14 protein-coding genes are annotated in these 14,451 nt (G+C 45.6%); 3 read left to right on the top strand and 11 right to left on the bottom strand.

What is annotated here, in order from left to right; translation table 11 throughout:
• Positions 1-6: 6 nt before the first annotated feature.
• Positions 7-252, bottom strand: coding sequence for a hypothetical protein (locus B0I27_RS06260; protein ID WP_106292366.1), 246 nt, complete (start codon positions 250-252; stop codon positions 7-9).
• 268 nt (positions 253-520) lie between these two features.
• On the opposite strand from B0I27_RS06260, the gene B0I27_RS06255 reads away from it, so the two are divergent.
• Both B0I27_RS06255 and B0I27_RS06250 read left to right on the top strand, forming a co-directional pair.
• A complete protein-coding gene (locus B0I27_RS06255; RefSeq protein WP_146133095.1) occupies positions 521-1,015 on the top strand; it encodes a hypothetical protein in 495 nt (164 codons plus the stop codon).
• A 121-nt stretch (positions 1,016-1,136) separates the two neighbouring features.
• Positions 1,137-2,435, top strand: a complete 1,299-nt coding sequence (locus B0I27_RS06250; protein WP_106292364.1) for a UDP-N-acetylmuramoyl-tripeptide--D-alanyl-D-alanine ligase — start codon at positions 1,137-1,139, stop codon at positions 2,433-2,435.
• 52 nt (positions 2,436-2,487) lie between these two features.
• Here B0I27_RS06250 and ffh read toward each other — a convergent pair whose 3' ends face one another.
• The 8 genes from ffh to recQ form a co-directional block, all read right to left on the bottom strand.
• Positions 2,488-3,828, bottom strand: coding sequence for a signal recognition particle protein (gene ffh, locus B0I27_RS06245; RefSeq protein ID WP_106292363.1), 1,341 nt, complete (start codon positions 3,826-3,828; stop codon positions 2,488-2,490).
• A gap of 66 nt (positions 3,829-3,894) precedes the next feature.
• Positions 3,895-4,896 carry a DUF3078 domain-containing protein gene (locus B0I27_RS06240; RefSeq protein WP_106292362.1) on the bottom strand — a complete coding sequence of 334 codons (1,002 nt, stop codon included), beginning with the start codon at positions 4,894-4,896 and terminating at the stop codon, positions 3,895-3,897.
• Between the two features lie 56 nt (positions 4,897-4,952).
• Positions 4,953-5,279, bottom strand: coding sequence for a hypothetical protein (locus B0I27_RS06235; RefSeq protein WP_106292361.1), 327 nt, complete (start codon positions 5,277-5,279; stop codon positions 4,953-4,955).
• Positions 5,279-6,031 (bottom strand): hypothetical protein, encoded by a 753-nt coding sequence (locus B0I27_RS06230; protein WP_106292360.1) that lies wholly within the window; start codon positions 6,029-6,031, stop codon positions 5,279-5,281. Before B0I27_RS06230 ends, B0I27_RS06235 begins: the two co-directional genes overlap by 1 nt.
• Before the next feature lie 55 nt (positions 6,032-6,086).
• Positions 6,087-6,950, bottom strand: a complete 864-nt coding sequence (locus B0I27_RS06225) for a glucosaminidase domain-containing protein (RefSeq protein ID WP_106292359.1) — start codon at positions 6,948-6,950, stop codon at positions 6,087-6,089.
• A gap of 96 nt (positions 6,951-7,046) precedes the next feature.
• The gene (locus B0I27_RS06220) at positions 7,047-7,718 is read right to left on the bottom strand and encodes a glucosaminidase domain and LysM peptidoglycan-binding domain-containing protein (protein WP_106292358.1); all 672 of its coding nucleotides are present in this window, start codon (positions 7,716-7,718) and stop codon (positions 7,047-7,049) included.
• Positions 7,719-7,721: 3 nt separating this feature from the next.
• Entirely contained in the window at positions 7,722-8,357 is a 636-nt protein-coding gene (locus tag B0I27_RS06215) for an O-methyltransferase (RefSeq protein ID WP_106292357.1), read from the bottom strand.
• A 93-nt stretch (positions 8,358-8,450) separates the two neighbouring features.
• The gene (gene recQ / locus B0I27_RS06210) at positions 8,451-10,265 is read right to left on the bottom strand and encodes a DNA helicase RecQ (protein WP_106292576.1); all 1,815 of its coding nucleotides are present in this window, start codon (positions 10,263-10,265) and stop codon (positions 8,451-8,453) included.
• 300 nt (positions 10,266-10,565) lie between these two features.
• On the opposite strand from recQ, the gene B0I27_RS06200 reads away from it, so the two are divergent.
• On the top strand, positions 10,566-10,913 hold the full coding sequence (locus tag B0I27_RS06200; protein ID WP_106292355.1) for a phage holin family protein: 348 nt from the start codon (positions 10,566-10,568) through the stop codon (positions 10,911-10,913).
• Positions 10,914-11,006: 93 nt separating this feature from the next.
• Here the strand turns inward: B0I27_RS06200 and B0I27_RS06195 are convergent, their stop codons facing one another.
• The gene (locus B0I27_RS06195; RefSeq protein ID WP_106292575.1) at positions 11,007-13,115 is read right to left on the bottom strand and encodes a M1 family aminopeptidase; all 2,109 of its coding nucleotides are present in this window, start codon (positions 13,113-13,115) and stop codon (positions 11,007-11,009) included.
• 87 nt (positions 13,116-13,202) lie between these two features.
• Positions 13,203-14,447, bottom strand: a complete 1,245-nt coding sequence (locus B0I27_RS06190) for a TlpA disulfide reductase family protein (protein ID WP_106292354.1) — start codon at positions 14,445-14,447, stop codon at positions 13,203-13,205.
• Positions 14,448-14,451: the final 4 nt, after the last annotated feature.

Here is a 14,451-nt window from a genome sequence, read left to right as displayed (position 1 = left end):
CTCTATTTACATGGGAGACGTTGTCGCAGCAGTATCAGGAGATGTGCCGGGGGTAGTTGTGCCTGGTGTTCCTGCGTCGGGAGTGGTAGTTCCTGGTGTGGTGGAAGTATCGGTCATTCCGGGATCGGTAGTTTCGGCACCGGTGGAATCCACCATCGCGCTGTCAGAATTAGATTGTGATTCCCGACTGGCGGAACATGCTGTCAGACCCAGTCCGGCAGCGAGCGTTAACATTAAGATTTTCGTTTTCATAGCTGTATTTCAGATGTTTATGAGATGTTTTAACAAACGTTATGAAATTAGGTTTCCGAACTCGAATTTATTTCATCGCGCGGCTAGCTTCTGGTATCCAAGACAAACTCGTTTTAAGAAACTCTTAAATGCCTTACGTTTGCGCTGTACGTTTTTTAAAAATTCAATAAATAAGCGCTTTTATTATGAAAATCTTATAAAAAAAACAATTTACTTGGAAAGTGTGTAAATCTTAGCTACTTTTGTTATGAAAATAAAAACAAACATTATGAAAAAGATTTTATTCCTGGCCTGCTTAATCACTGTTCTATCTGCTAAAAGTTTCGCGGCTGATAAGAATGACGGAAAGGATGCTGAAGTATCTTATTTCGCTGAAAACAACTTTTTAAACAAATATTTTGCTGCTGAAGACGTGAAGTGGGTTGTTACAAGCAACTTCCAGAAAGCGGTATTCACTCTTGACGGACAGGCAATGTCTGCTTTTTTTGACAGAAACGGAGAATATATCGCCACAACTCAGTATGTGACAGCAAACAAAATTCCTTCAGTTGGTAAAAAGAGACTAGTTAAATTATACGGGGATTACAAAGTAAACGAAGTTGTTCGTTATGACTTTGATGGCGAGCCTGATGCTCATCTGCAAATGCTAACCGGAAAAAGATACTACAATACCGTGTATTTTGTGAATCTGAAAAATGATACAGAGAATGTACTGGTGAAGGTTACTCCAGACGGAGATGTATCTTATGTGAAGAGCCTTTAAAAATACCTACCCTATTGATGAATATAAAAAAACCGGCTAGTCCGGTTTTTTTTGTGTCGAAAGTTTCAATCATGTCAATTCCTCTCCCAATTTCATGTTATAATTGTATCAAAGTTTGAAGATGAAGATAGAGGAATTATACAGGCTGTACACGCAAAGCAGAAAAGTAACAACTGACACACGAAATATTCTGCCGGCAAGCATCTTCTTTGCCCTGAGAGGCGAGAGCTTCGACGGAAACGAGTTCGCCCTCACCGCCCTGGAGAAAGGAGCGGCATTCTCGGTGGTTGATGACCCGAAATACGCAGATAATGACCGTTGTATTCTGGTTCCCCATGTGCTGGAAACTCTTCAGCTGCTCGCTGCCTATCATCGCGACCAGCTTAAGATTCCGGTGATCGGCATCACAGGCACTAACGGAAAAACGACGACGAAGGAATTACTGAACGCTGTCCTGGCCGAAAAATATTTTACCTATTGTACACAGGGGAACTTGAATAATCACATCGGTGTCCCCTTGACCTTGCTTGCTATCCAGCCAGATGTAGAGATGGCTATCGTCGAGATGGGCGCCAATCACAAGAGGGAGATCGCCGCTCTTTGCGCCATAGCAAAACCTAACTACGGCTTAATTACAAATATAGGCAAAGCGCATCTTGAGGGCTTTGGCGGATTCGAAGGAGTCAAAGTAGCGAAGGCGGAGCTTTACGACTTTATGAAAGAAACAGGTGGTACCATCTTCGTCAACGACGACAACCCTATCTTACATGAATTATACAGCTCAAAGGGAATAACGAAGCGTGTGACTTACGGAGAAAATGAACTGAATGATATTTCAGGCTCAATCGTCTCCAACGATCCACTGCTGACCATCCTATGGAAATCTGCCGAAGCATTCGGAGAACTCGGTACCAACCTGACGGGTAGCTATAATCTGGAGAATATTCTGGCAGCCGTAGCGGTAGGTTTTCATTTTGACCTGAGCGAAGAGCAGGTTCATACAGGAATATCTTCCTATGTTCCGGGAAATAACCGGTCTCAGGTGATCCGAACATCCTCCAATACCTTGATATGCGACTATTACAATGCTAATCCCAGCAGTATGCAGGTGGCTATCGATAATCTGGCTGCAATTACTGCAAACCATAAGACGCTTATTTTGGGCGATATGTTTGAACTTGGGGAAGAGTCTGAACAAGAGCATCAGCGCATCGTCGATTGCGCGATGGAAATCAACGCAGACCGCAATATATTTATCGGTAAAGCTTTTTCTGCTTCAAAGCATAGCCGGAACGCTGATTTTTACGCCGATATACAGAGTGCTGTTGAGGGAATAAAAAGTCGTCCTGTGAGCGGATCGACGATTCTGCTAAAGGGTTCGCGTGGAATGAAGCTGGAGACCTTGCTTCCGCTTTTGTAGAAAAGAAAAATGGACGTCTATGACATTAAGCATGGACGTCCATTTAATTACTTTATTTTCCGAAAGGCATTTTAGGCATGCCCTTCATCATTTTTGACATAGCTGCCGGGTTACTGAATTGCTTCATCACCTTACGCATATCGTCAAATTGCTTAATCAGCTTGTTTACTTCCTGCAAGGATGTGCCTGATCCACTTGCAATACGCGCTCTGCGACTTTGATTAATTGAATCCGGGTTCTCCCGCTCAAACGGAGTCATCGACTGAATGATCGCCTCAATAGGTTTGAATGCGTTGTCGTCGATGTCTATATCTTTAACAGCCTTTCCAACGCCCGGAATCATCCCCATCAGATCTTTCATGTTACCCATCTTCTTAATCTGCTGGATCTGTCCGATAAAGTCATTGAAGTCAAACTTGTTCTTACGAATCTTTTTCTGAAGTTCTGCAGACTGCTTTTCATCAAACTGCTGTTGCGCACGCTCAACTAGCGACACGACGTCACCCATTCCAAGGATTCTGGAAGCCATCCTATCCGGATAGAAAACATCCAGAGCCTCCATCTTTTCACCGGTACCGATGAATTTGATGGGTTTGTTAACCACCGACTTAATAGACAGGGCAGCACCGCCACGCGTATCACCATCCAGTTTGGTTAGCACCACACCGGTAAAGTCAAGACGGTCATTAAACGCCTTGGCTGTGTTTACAGCATCCTGACCGGTCATCGCATCCACAACAAAGAGAATTTCGTCAGGCTTTGCGTTGGCCTTTACCGCCGCAATTTCGTTCATCATCTCTTCATCAATGGCCAAGCGACCAGCGGTATCCAGAATAACCACATTGTTGCCGTTCCGCTTCGCTTCCGCGATACCCTCCATAGCGATGGCAATGGGGTCTTTCGACTCCAGGTTCGCATAAACAGGTATGCCCGTTTGCTCCCCAAGTACCTGAAGCTGCGTAATAGCCGCCGGACGATAAACGTCACCTGCAACCAGCAAAGGCTTTCTGCCTTTTTGCGTTTTCAGATAGTTAGCAAGCTTTCCGGAGAAAGTTGTTTTACCCGCACCGTTAAGGCCGGCGATTAATATGACTGTTGGGTTTGTTGTTAAATTAAGCTCTGTAGCTGTTCCTCCCATGAGCTCAGCAAGCTCATCGTTCATGATTTTGGTAAGCAACTGTCCCGGGGAAACAGAGGTCAGTACATTTTGACCCAAAGCTTTTACCTTTACCTCGTCTGTAAAAGTCTTAGCAGTTTTATAGTTTACGTCGGCGTCAAGAAGGGCTTTTCGAATCTCCTTCATGGTTTCGGCCACGTTAATTTCCGTAATTGAGCCCTGACCTTTAAGTACCTTAAAAGCTCTGTCTAGTTTATCCTGTAAATTTTCAAACATGGTGTTAATCCGCTTTTAAACAGCTTGCAAAGGTAAGTATTATTTTTAGTAAGATAACAAGTCCCGTCAATGGGGGAACTTATAAAGTAAGCCCAACGCCAGTGTCTGGCTTGCCTGGATTTTGCCGCTGGCGTCGTCATCGTAAAGGATCACTCCATTTACTGTTACATTGATCAGTCTGTTTACTTTGGCCAGGAGGCTTACATCCAAACGCTGGTCAATGCTTCTCAGGTTCTCATAGTTGGCAAACATCGCGTATCTGGTCTTCAGCGAGAGGTTTTGCATGATGTCTTTCTCGAAGTTACTCACCAACTGGAAAGCCAGCTCGTTTCTGAAAACCTTGCCGGTGTCAACCCCATAGTTTTTAGGAATGTTCCTATAAATATCCTTATCCAGTACAAAAGTCTGCCTGGCAGTACCTGTACCTATACGTAGCCAGTAGTATTTACTGGGCTTATACTCAAAACCTAAAGACTCAGTCAGATAGCCGGGAGACATAAAGCGCGAAATAGTACGCTGTCTTTCTATTTCATTGCCGTCTTCGTCTTTTTCCTTGTAGTAGGAAAAGCCCCTGTCAAACTGCGATTCAAAGTTTAATGACCCGAAAAAGCTCCAGTTCTTAGAGAGCTTCATCGAGATTTTATTATCCCAATAGAGACGGTCATTCGTTTTGCGCTGTAATTGCCCCTTATTCTTAATCTTACCATACTGGAATATCACCTCAGAGACGTAATTCTTGTCGCCCTTGGTATAGTCAGTCTTATAATTGAAGGTCGTACCAACAGCCATGGAGTTAACACCCCCACCGCTCCAGTTGTCGCTGAACGCTGCCTGATTTAAATTGACCCCGAACGAAACCCAGTTCCGCCAATAGTTTACCTTCAGATCAAGCGGAGAATTCGCAATTTCGACAGGTCGTAGCTGAAGGATTGGCCTTCTAACCGGAAGCGGTTTCTTGGATGGGTATAGCCTCAAATCACTTAAATCAGTCGTGTCCGTCTGACTATCCTGAGAGAATGCACTTAATGAGCAGGTTAAGCACAGTAGAAAGATTAGCCTTTTCACCATATTTCGGCAAATTAATGAAAAATTGAGTAGTATAAAAAATCTAATGTGTTTGTGATCTACCCGAAGAAATAACGCCAGGCGAACAATCTACGGCGTTTCAGATACAACAGATCAGCATCCATATGAAATGCTTCCCGCTCAAATACGATGTTTAAATACGCCATCCGGTGGCTCCGATACCTCGCCAGATTGATCACGTAATGGACCAGATAGATGATGTAAAAGAAAATCAGCAAGAGCTCAAGCTGCTGAACCAGATGAATCTTTTCATGGTTGATCAGCACCTTATCTTCCTTATAAGCCTTGCGTTTAACCAGTATGAACGGGAATAGCGCCATGCCGGCGGCAGGTAAGCGCGCAATATGAAGTATCAGAAACCTCATTATTTGTATTCGGGTACCAAAGGCGGCAGCCTGTTTAACGAAGGATTCATCTGATACTGGCGGAAAGATTCTTTTATGTACTTGATCAGCGCATAATCTCCCGCCTCTAAAATAAAATAATAGGAAGGGCGATACTGCTGCATGAAGTCTTTCAGCTTTTCGTCCTGCAACCCCGTCACACTCTTCACTAGCGCGGGAGTATACCGGTAATTTATGATGTTGTCTTTATAATCCCGTTCAATGATCTCCTGCAGGTAGCGGGCATTCTTTCCTTCCCGGCTGAGCAGGCTGTATAAAGCGTCGATACCCAGCCCCGCGCCTCCTGGCCTGTTTGCAGTTCCGAGCTGTAGCAGATCCTGAGGATCACCTTTTCTGTATATCCCCCCGTATTCCTTGCGTGTCCGGTTGAGCCGCTCCTGCGGGCTCAGCAAGCTATCACTCACCCTGACTTCCTGGAGGAGGATACTGTTGCGTTTCAAATAGAATAAAACGGTATTGGCGGGCGGTACGATCAGCGTATCCACGTGGTATCCCTGCAGGGCTGCTACGAGCGTATCGCCAACAACCGCTTTGGTAGTAAATTCTCCTTTGGTATTATTGTAAAAGCCTGAGTGCGTACGCATGTTGTAGAGATAGACACGCGTGAGTCGCACTTTGGAGTCCTTATCAAAGATAATGCCTTGTACCGTTTTCTCCTGGGCGAAAGCTGTACAGGTTATAAATAAGAGGAACAGGACAATATTGCTTTTCAAGTGGTGTAAATCTACCTAAATTGATTCCGGAAAAAAGTTATTTAACAACTCTTAACTATTTGGAAACAACTAAAAGCTGTCCTGGTTTAATATCATTTCCACCTAAAGAATTCAAAACTTTCAATTCGTCAACACTAAGGCCCACCTTTCGGCTGATAGCATATAAGGTATCCCCCGCGGCAACTTCATAAACTTTCATCGCTACGGCAGGAATAGCAACCTCTGCCTTGGTTTCTGCTGGCTTTGCAGCGATCTGGGCCAGGACCTGCTCTTCACGATTAGCTTTAGCGAAGACGGATTCTTCCCGGTCATAACGATCAAGGCCATAACGTTCAATCAAGCTGATCAGGAGCTCAGGGTACCGGGGGTTAGTGGCATAACCTGCTTTCTTTAACCCTCTCGCCCAACCTTTATAGTCATTCCTGTCCAGATCGAAGAGGAAAGCATAATGGCTACGCTTCAGAAACTCGCTATGGTCCCTGTACGATTCCTCGGCCGAATTGTAGTAACGAAAGCATTCACCTACCGCATCATCATCTTTGAGGATCGTCTTTCCGGTCCAGCCGGCATGACATTTAATGCCGAAATGGTTATTAGCCTCCCGGGCCAGTGTGCTGTTTCCGCTTGCCGATTCAAGCATCCCTTGAGCGAGTGTTATGCTCGCAGGAATACCACTCTTCAGCATCTCTTCAATAGCGATATCTTTGAAACGTTCCACATAGCCACTGGAAGAATAGACTCTGACGATCTTGTCTTCTATCACAGCTCCCTGATGTTTAGGAAACCGAACTTTCTCGGGCTTATTTGTAATGATCTTGTCCGGTTGCTTGGTTGGACGGCGTGCCGCAGTATATTGTTTTTTGCTGCTACAAGATGCTAGGAAGAAAGCCACAAAGGCAATCAGTAAAAAATTTCTCATCAGATATAATCTGTTTTTTTAACGGTAGTGAAGCTGCTATGAGCCGATATATTCCTCTATATGCCGAAGCGTGCTCATTACAGCTCCATTCAGATACTACAAATGTAATCGCTGACCTACGTCGAGTAAACTACTCGACAAGCCATTTTTATTTTTAATTTCTTTGACGGTGGTTCTAAAACGTTGTGCTATCCTCGACAGTGTATCGCCCCGGCGAACGTGATAAACAATTGGCTCTGACGGATCGCTCTCAGCTTTGTTGGCCGCAAGTATAGTACTTTTGGCGGCGTTTTCCGCATTCTGGTCAAATTGGTCCAGGTTATATTTTTTAATGATAGCCATTACCTGACTGGCCCATGTGCGGCTATGAGCATAGCCCCCACGTTGAATTCCCATCGCCCAACCCCTGTAATCGTCTGATGAGTATCGCGTAAAGAGCCCTGAAAACCGCTTCTTTAAATAATTAACGAAGTCGTCGTAACAATCGTCAACTTCTTCGTAGCCTTTGTAGGCTGATTTGATAGGCTTCGGACCTGTTTTTCCCTTTAGTCCGAAATGGTTGTTAAGATACTTGGCAATTCTGCTCGTGCCGCTGGCTGACTCATGTATGGCAATTCCAAGTACGATGCTGGCAGGGATACCATGTTGGTTCATGGTACTCACTGCCACTTCCTTATAATTTTCTATGTAGTTCTCTGCCGGGCTTTGCGCCGTAGCGGTACCTGATATGAAAACTATAAGGCTGGCATAAATGAATTTTCTTAGCATAGATTACAGTTTACGGATTATCAATAGGCCATCGCGTACAGGAAGTATTAGTTTCTCTACGCGTTGGTCGTTAATTACTTTCTCATTGAAATTGCTGATGTTCTGCGTGTCCTTATCCTGCGCCCCTGAAGTGATTTTCCCATGCCATAACACATTATCCACTATGATAAGGCCCCCGGGTCTTACCTTATCAAATATCATATCGTAATAAGTACCGTTATTTTTCTTGTCTGCATCTATAAATACCATGTCAAAAACATCCGTTAGCGTCGGGACAATTTCAACCGCATTGCCGATCTGGTATTTAATCTTCGATCCGAAAGGAGATTTACTGAAATAGTCGCGAACCCGTTCTTCGAGCTCTTCGTTGATGTCAATCGTATGAAGAGTGCCATCTTCAGTAAGCCCTTCGGCCAGACATATAGAGGCATATCCGGTAAAGGTTCCTATTTCAAGAATGCGTTTTGGCGACTGGATTTTACTGAGAAAGCTCAGGACACGACCCTGATAATGCCCGGAAAGCATTCGGGCCATTGGCACCTTTAAATGCGTTTCCCTACTTATATATCTGAGCAATTCAGGCTCTGGTTCGCAGTGTTGCTCTAGATAGATTTGCAGTCCCTCAGTTAGCATTTCCATAGATGCAAATATATATAAATATATATTTAACAAAACTTTATTTGGATAAAGTGAAGATTATCAGCTCGGTAGTGAAATTGTGTTGATTTTTAGTTACCTCCCCTTGCGTGTTTTTTGCACCGGGTAACTGTTAATTATATCCAGGAAATCCTCTCCGTACCTGTCAAATTTGTGCTCTCCTACACCCGGGATGAGTAGCATCTCCTGCTCGGTCAGGGGCTTTTCTTTCGCCATTTCATAAAGGGTGGCATCGCTGAAAATATGGTAAGGAGATATGTCTTCTTCCAACGAGAATTTCCGCCTTACCTTCTTTAATTGTTCGAAAAGTTCATCCTCGTCGTTCACATGGGAAGACTGTATTCCGGATGTGCTGCTGACTTTTCTGATGAGCAGAGGAAGAACCGTTAGTCTGGCTTTCGTTCTTCCGAAAAGAATATCTCGGCCCTGTGCGGTAATCTTCAGTGCAAAGTTTTCGTCGTATGCTATCTCAAGGATCCCCAAATTCAGCATCTGCATCAGATAGCGCTGCCAGTCGAAGCTGCTGATATCGGCCCCCGCCCCATGGGTTTTCAGCAGGTGATACCCTGCTTCTTTAAGATCGGTACGCATGGAGCCTCGCAGTACATCGATAACCATGGCAGCTCCCTCTCTTTCCCTCATGCGCGTTATGGCCGAGAGAGCCTTCTGAACAAGATGGGTGCCGTCAAAATGCTTTCTCGGGTTACGGCACACGTCGCAGTTGCCACAGTCTTCATTCAGATTCTCGGAGAAGTAGTTTAACAGGATCCTCCTTCTGCAGATATCTGCCTCGGCATAATGCTGAATACGTTTCAGCTTTTCGAGGCTGATATCAGCCTGGCCGCTTTCGGCAGCAAATCGGTTCAGAGTGGTCAGGTCTGCATAGTTATAGTACAGGATGGTGTCTGCGGGTAAGCCATCTCTTCCGGCACGTCCGATCTCCTGATAGTAGCCTTCCATATTCTTCGGCAGGTTGTAATGGATGACCCAGCGGACGTTGGATTTATCGATCCCCATACCAAAAGCGACAGTCGCGCATATCACCTGGAGGTCGTCATTCAAAAACCCTTCCTGAACTTTACTCCTGTTGGCTGCGCTCATGCCCGCATGATAGAAAGCAACCTGGATTCCCAACATGCGCAGGTCCGAAGTCAGTTCTTCGCAATTGTATCTGCTGAGACAATAGATAATGCCTGACTGCCCTCTCTTTTGCCTGATAAATGCTGCGATCTCTGCTAATCGTTGCTTGGGTTTTACACCCGCCCTCACCTCCAGACTAAGGTTGCTACGGTTGAAGGATGAGATAAAAATCCCGGGATCTTTGAGCTTGAGCTGCCGGATAATATCTTTGCGCGTTACCTTATCAGCGGTAGCGGTTAGTGCTACGAAGGGGACGTGGCTAAAGCGCTCCCGCAAAGCGCCTAGGTGCATATATTCCGGACGAAAATCATGTCCCCATTCAGAGATGCAATGCGCTTCATCTACGGCAAACATAGAAGGCCGGGCCATCTGTGAGATCAGCGAAATGTCGGCCGTGAGTTTTTCAGGCGATATGTATAGCAGGGCAACCTCCCCACGGTAGCACGAGTCAAGAATAGCCTGTTGCTGGGAAAAAGTTTGGGAACTGTTCAGATAGGCAGCGGAGATGCCGTTAGCTCTCAGCGCGTCCACCTGATCCTTCATCAGAGAGATTAGCGGTGAGATCACAATGCAGACCCCGTCCAACATCAGGGCGGGAATCTGAAAGCAGACCGATTTGCCACCTCCGGTGGGAATAAGGACGAGCGCGTCTTTCCCGGATACGACGGACTGGATGATCTGTTCCTGAAGCGGCCGGAACCGGTCGTACCCGAAATATTTCCTGAGAATTTCGCCAGCAGGTAAAGCCATCGTATAAAAGTAGGAACTTATCTGTAGCTTTTTAGGCAAAAGCCTTTGGATTTTAACAGATTTAGTGTGATGCATGGGTAGAAATCAGAGTCAAACGCCTTTATATGAAGGGGCAATACACCCGGGAAAATCCCGTGATGAGTCCGACTTCAACAGCGAAACGTCGGACTTATCACGGGATAAAGAGGGCCTGTTATGGGTTACATATAAAGGTGTTTTTAGGAATGGACAAAGAATGGACTCAGCTTTATCAGGCTTTTTGAAAACTATCTGATCCCCGCTCACGTTAATCACATTAATATGAGAATCATCATCGAACTTTTACTTACGGGAATAGCGGTTTCAGTAGCGGCATTCCTATCTCCGGGTGTCCACGTTGACGGATTTCTTAGCGCGCTTATAGCCGGCATCTTGTTGGCGCTTGTAAATGCGACCGTTGGGACCATACTTCGCATTTTTACTTTTCCGGTTAACATCCTGACATTAGGTCTGATGTCTTTTGTCATTACCGTATTGATGGTGCTGCTGGTAGATTCAATGATGAAAGGCTTCAATACAGAAGGTTTCTGGGCTGCCCTGATCTTTGCCCTCATCCTTTCTGTAATTAAAATGGTCTTTGGCTCGCTTACAAGCGACCGCGACCGCTAAGGTCTAAGGATTTGTCCCGGGAAAACGAATAGAGATTATACCATGCAGCCAGCCGGGTTGACTATCAGCCATTCTGCGGCCTGCGTTTGTGATCTATTCAGTAAGCGCTTTTACGACTGATGGCGATACATCCTGCTGAGCTTTACTCAGGGTTTCGTCATTCTTTTCAGCCTTGTAGACTTTTTTCAATACATTGATCGCTGATGCCCGCACATAGGAGCGCGAGTCATTTATCGCAAGATCTTTCACTTTATCATGTGCTGATGCCTGTGCCTCCTTGTTTAGCAATGCGAGTGATTTTACAGCGAGTCGGCGGATAGCCCAATGCCTATCGTTCATAGCAGAGATAATCAGGGGCGCTGATAGTTTGTCGGCTGGTTGTTTAGTTATTGCCAGCAGGGCCTCCATCCTATCAAGAAACAAGGGCGCTTGCTTATATTGCAGGGCATACTGAGCAGGGGTTTTGTTCTCTTTCTTCGTGGCCAATAGATACTTTTCAGCGTCGAAGTTGATCAGTTCGGGTTGCTGCAGCATATCAAATGAAAAGCTTTGCTCAGCTTTATCTACAACTACTTGTTTTCTTTCTACCTGGCCATTAGCGTAAAAATCGATTTTTACAGGTAAACGATATAGGGGTGCGGCGTTCAAGGACTGGACTTGTTTTACCGTTACGGTTGCTTTTTTACCAGCAGCATCGTAGTGATTGGAGATTTCAAGTTCCGGATTGCCCGATGCAAGGAACCATTGATTAAAAAACCAGTTGAGGTCTTTACCCGTCACTTCTTCAAATGCTAAACGAAGGTCATGGATCTCTGCGGTTTTATAAGAATGCCGTTTCAGGTAAAGCGTCAGGCTCTCAAAGAATGCTTCGTCGCCTACTGTTTTGCGTAACATGTGCAGAATTCGTCCGCCTTTTTGATAGCTTACAACGTCAAACATCTGCTCTCTGTCGGGATAGTTGAAGCGGATAACATCGGCCTGCTTCGCCCGTTCGGTGTTGAAATAGGCATTTGCGTCATTCCATCCTTGATAATCGGCTTCATCGCCACCATATTTGTGTTCGTTCCAAAGGTATTCTCCGTATGTAGCAAAAGACTCGTTAAGGGGGAGGTTTGCCCAGGATTCGGATGTAACGAGATTACCAAACCAATGATGGAAGAGCTCATGGGCTATAATGTCTTCGTGGTTTTCATCCAAATATTCGGCCGGAGTCATGTTCATGCCCTCGAAGAAGGTGGTGGCAGTGGTGTTTTCCATGGCTCCTCCGGTGAAATCGCGCAGCACGATCTGGGCGTATTTCTCCCAGGGATATTCCACTTTTAATATGTTGGAGAAAAATTCCATCATTTCAGGAGTTTTCCCAAATATCAGTTTTGCATGATCAGCGAATTTGGGCTCCATGTAATAGCTTACTTCTTTGTCTTTCCAGGAATCTTTGGCGATCCGGAAGTCGCCACCGGCGAGCATCGTCAGATAGGTGGAATGGGGAAGCTCCTGTCGCCAGCTGTCGGTATGCGTACCGTCGCCGTTGTCAGTAGAGAAGTCCAGAAGTCCGTTCGACAGGGAAACCATGCCGTCCGGGAGGGTGATACTGATATCCTGGGTCATCTTTTCCTGTGGATCTTCTATTGTAGGGAACCAGCATGAGTTGTTTTGGGTCTCTCCCTGGGTCCAGAATTGCTTTGGCTTGCCGGGTTCGGAATTGTCGCGGTTAACGAAAAAAAATCCCTTACTTCCGGGGCCGTTGATATCCGTGCCGACCTTCAGCTTCTCGGGCATTGCCACGTAGTCGATCTGGATCTTAAACTTTTGCTCACCGCTGTACTTTTGACTCAGGTGGATAGTAAGCTTTTTGTTGTTATAGGTGTACTTGAGCGGTTTGTTATCGTAACCCTCTATGAGAGATACCTGATTGATCCGGAATCCTTTTGCATCGAGAACAACTTCAGACAAGGGATAATTGTATGGTTTAGCCTCAATGGTTGCACGCCCTATAACGTAGGCGCTATCCCAATCCAGTTTTAGGTCGAGGCTGGTATGGATGATGTCGGTCAGGCGGGTGTAGCTCGCCTGGTAGATTTGCGACCCTTGTCTGGCACCATGTACGGAGATCGGATCAAGAGTAACTTTTTGAGTACTGGAACAAGAGCCTAGTAACAGCGCTGCCATTAGGGAACAGAGCATCAGGAGACTGTTTTTCATTGGAACGATTTGTTTTTTAAACGGTAATGAAACTTTCAGGGGCAATAATACACGCTTTTCGCTCAGCGCGCGCATGATAGCTTCATATTATTTAGCAGTAAGAAGTTTGTTGATGTGGTTTTCGAACTCGTTGATGTATTCGGTGTAGTGTTTGCCCGTGCCGGGTCCGCTGAATCCTGTATGAATCTTGTTTACTTTCCCTTGCTTGTCGATGATGATGGTGGTAGGAAAGGCTTTGAATTCGCTCAGTTCGGGCATGCTTTTCAAAACTTCTTTGTTTGTGTATCCGGTTAGAAGAATCGGATAGCTAACATGGAACCGTTTGCGAAGTTGTTCCAGGCTCTTTTTTGACCTTTCTGTATCGTTGGTTCGCTCATAGGCTAATCCTATGACTTCAACTCCTTTGTCCTTGTACTCTTTATAGAAATTAGTCAAATAAGCTGTTTCATCCATGCAGTTGGGGCACCAGGAGCCCAGGAAGCTAACGATGACAACTTTACCTTTGTAACGTGGGTCTTTCAATGATGTTTGATTACCGTCGAGGTCAGGAAAGCGAAACTCCAGGCTGGAGTAACCGGGTTTCAGGTTTGTCAGGGTATAGGCATCCGGGAGAATGGCCTGCTCGTCTTTTCGGGCGGACCAGTTGCGCACCGTAGCCAGACCTGAATAAAACTTGCCCTCGGTGATCGTGTTTCCGTTTATTGTACCCGTGAACAGCATACAGTTGGATCCGTCAAAGGCAGATAGAAACAGTCGCCCGCTGGATACCGCGCCTTCAAGAAATCTGTAGTCGCCGGTACTGGTGAGGAATGAGCCCGTTACCCGCGATTTTTCCTGGCGGAATTCGCCTACTGCGATAGTCGTGTCCTGGTTATCCTGACTAACGATGGTGGTAGACCATCTTCCGCTGAGCTGGTTTGGGGCGTCGGGATCGTCTTTAAAGAAGCGGTAGTCGGTATTTTTTTGGGCATTGATCTCCATGGAGATGTCATTATCGACTAGGTGTCTGATCCACTTTCCTGTGAAGCCGTCTGATGTTAGTGCGGCCTTGATCTCTGAGTCGAACAACGGAAGTCTGATGGTTACCGAATCATTGCTGACCTGAATGTCGTCGACCAACAGACGGTCGTCTGCATTTAGAATATAGAGCTTTTTTACTCCCGAAGAATCGGTTACTTCGAAATTAAACGGCACCTCTGTTCCTGATTCATTTTTTATGGTTGCTCTCCAGGTTCCGGCGGAGAATTCGTTGTTCTTATTTCTGCAAGAGAGCATCGTTACCATCAGGAACGATAGCAAAAGTGCCAGCTTATAGAAGTTTTTTGGAAGCATCTAA

It is taken from the genome of Arcticibacter pallidicorallinus (assembly GCF_003002875.1).
GTDB lineage: Bacteria > Bacteroidota > Bacteroidia > Sphingobacteriales > Sphingobacteriaceae > Arcticibacter > Arcticibacter pallidicorallinus.
The sequence above is the reverse complement of the archived record's forward strand: the minus strand, read 5'-3'. Positions and strand labels throughout refer to the sequence as shown.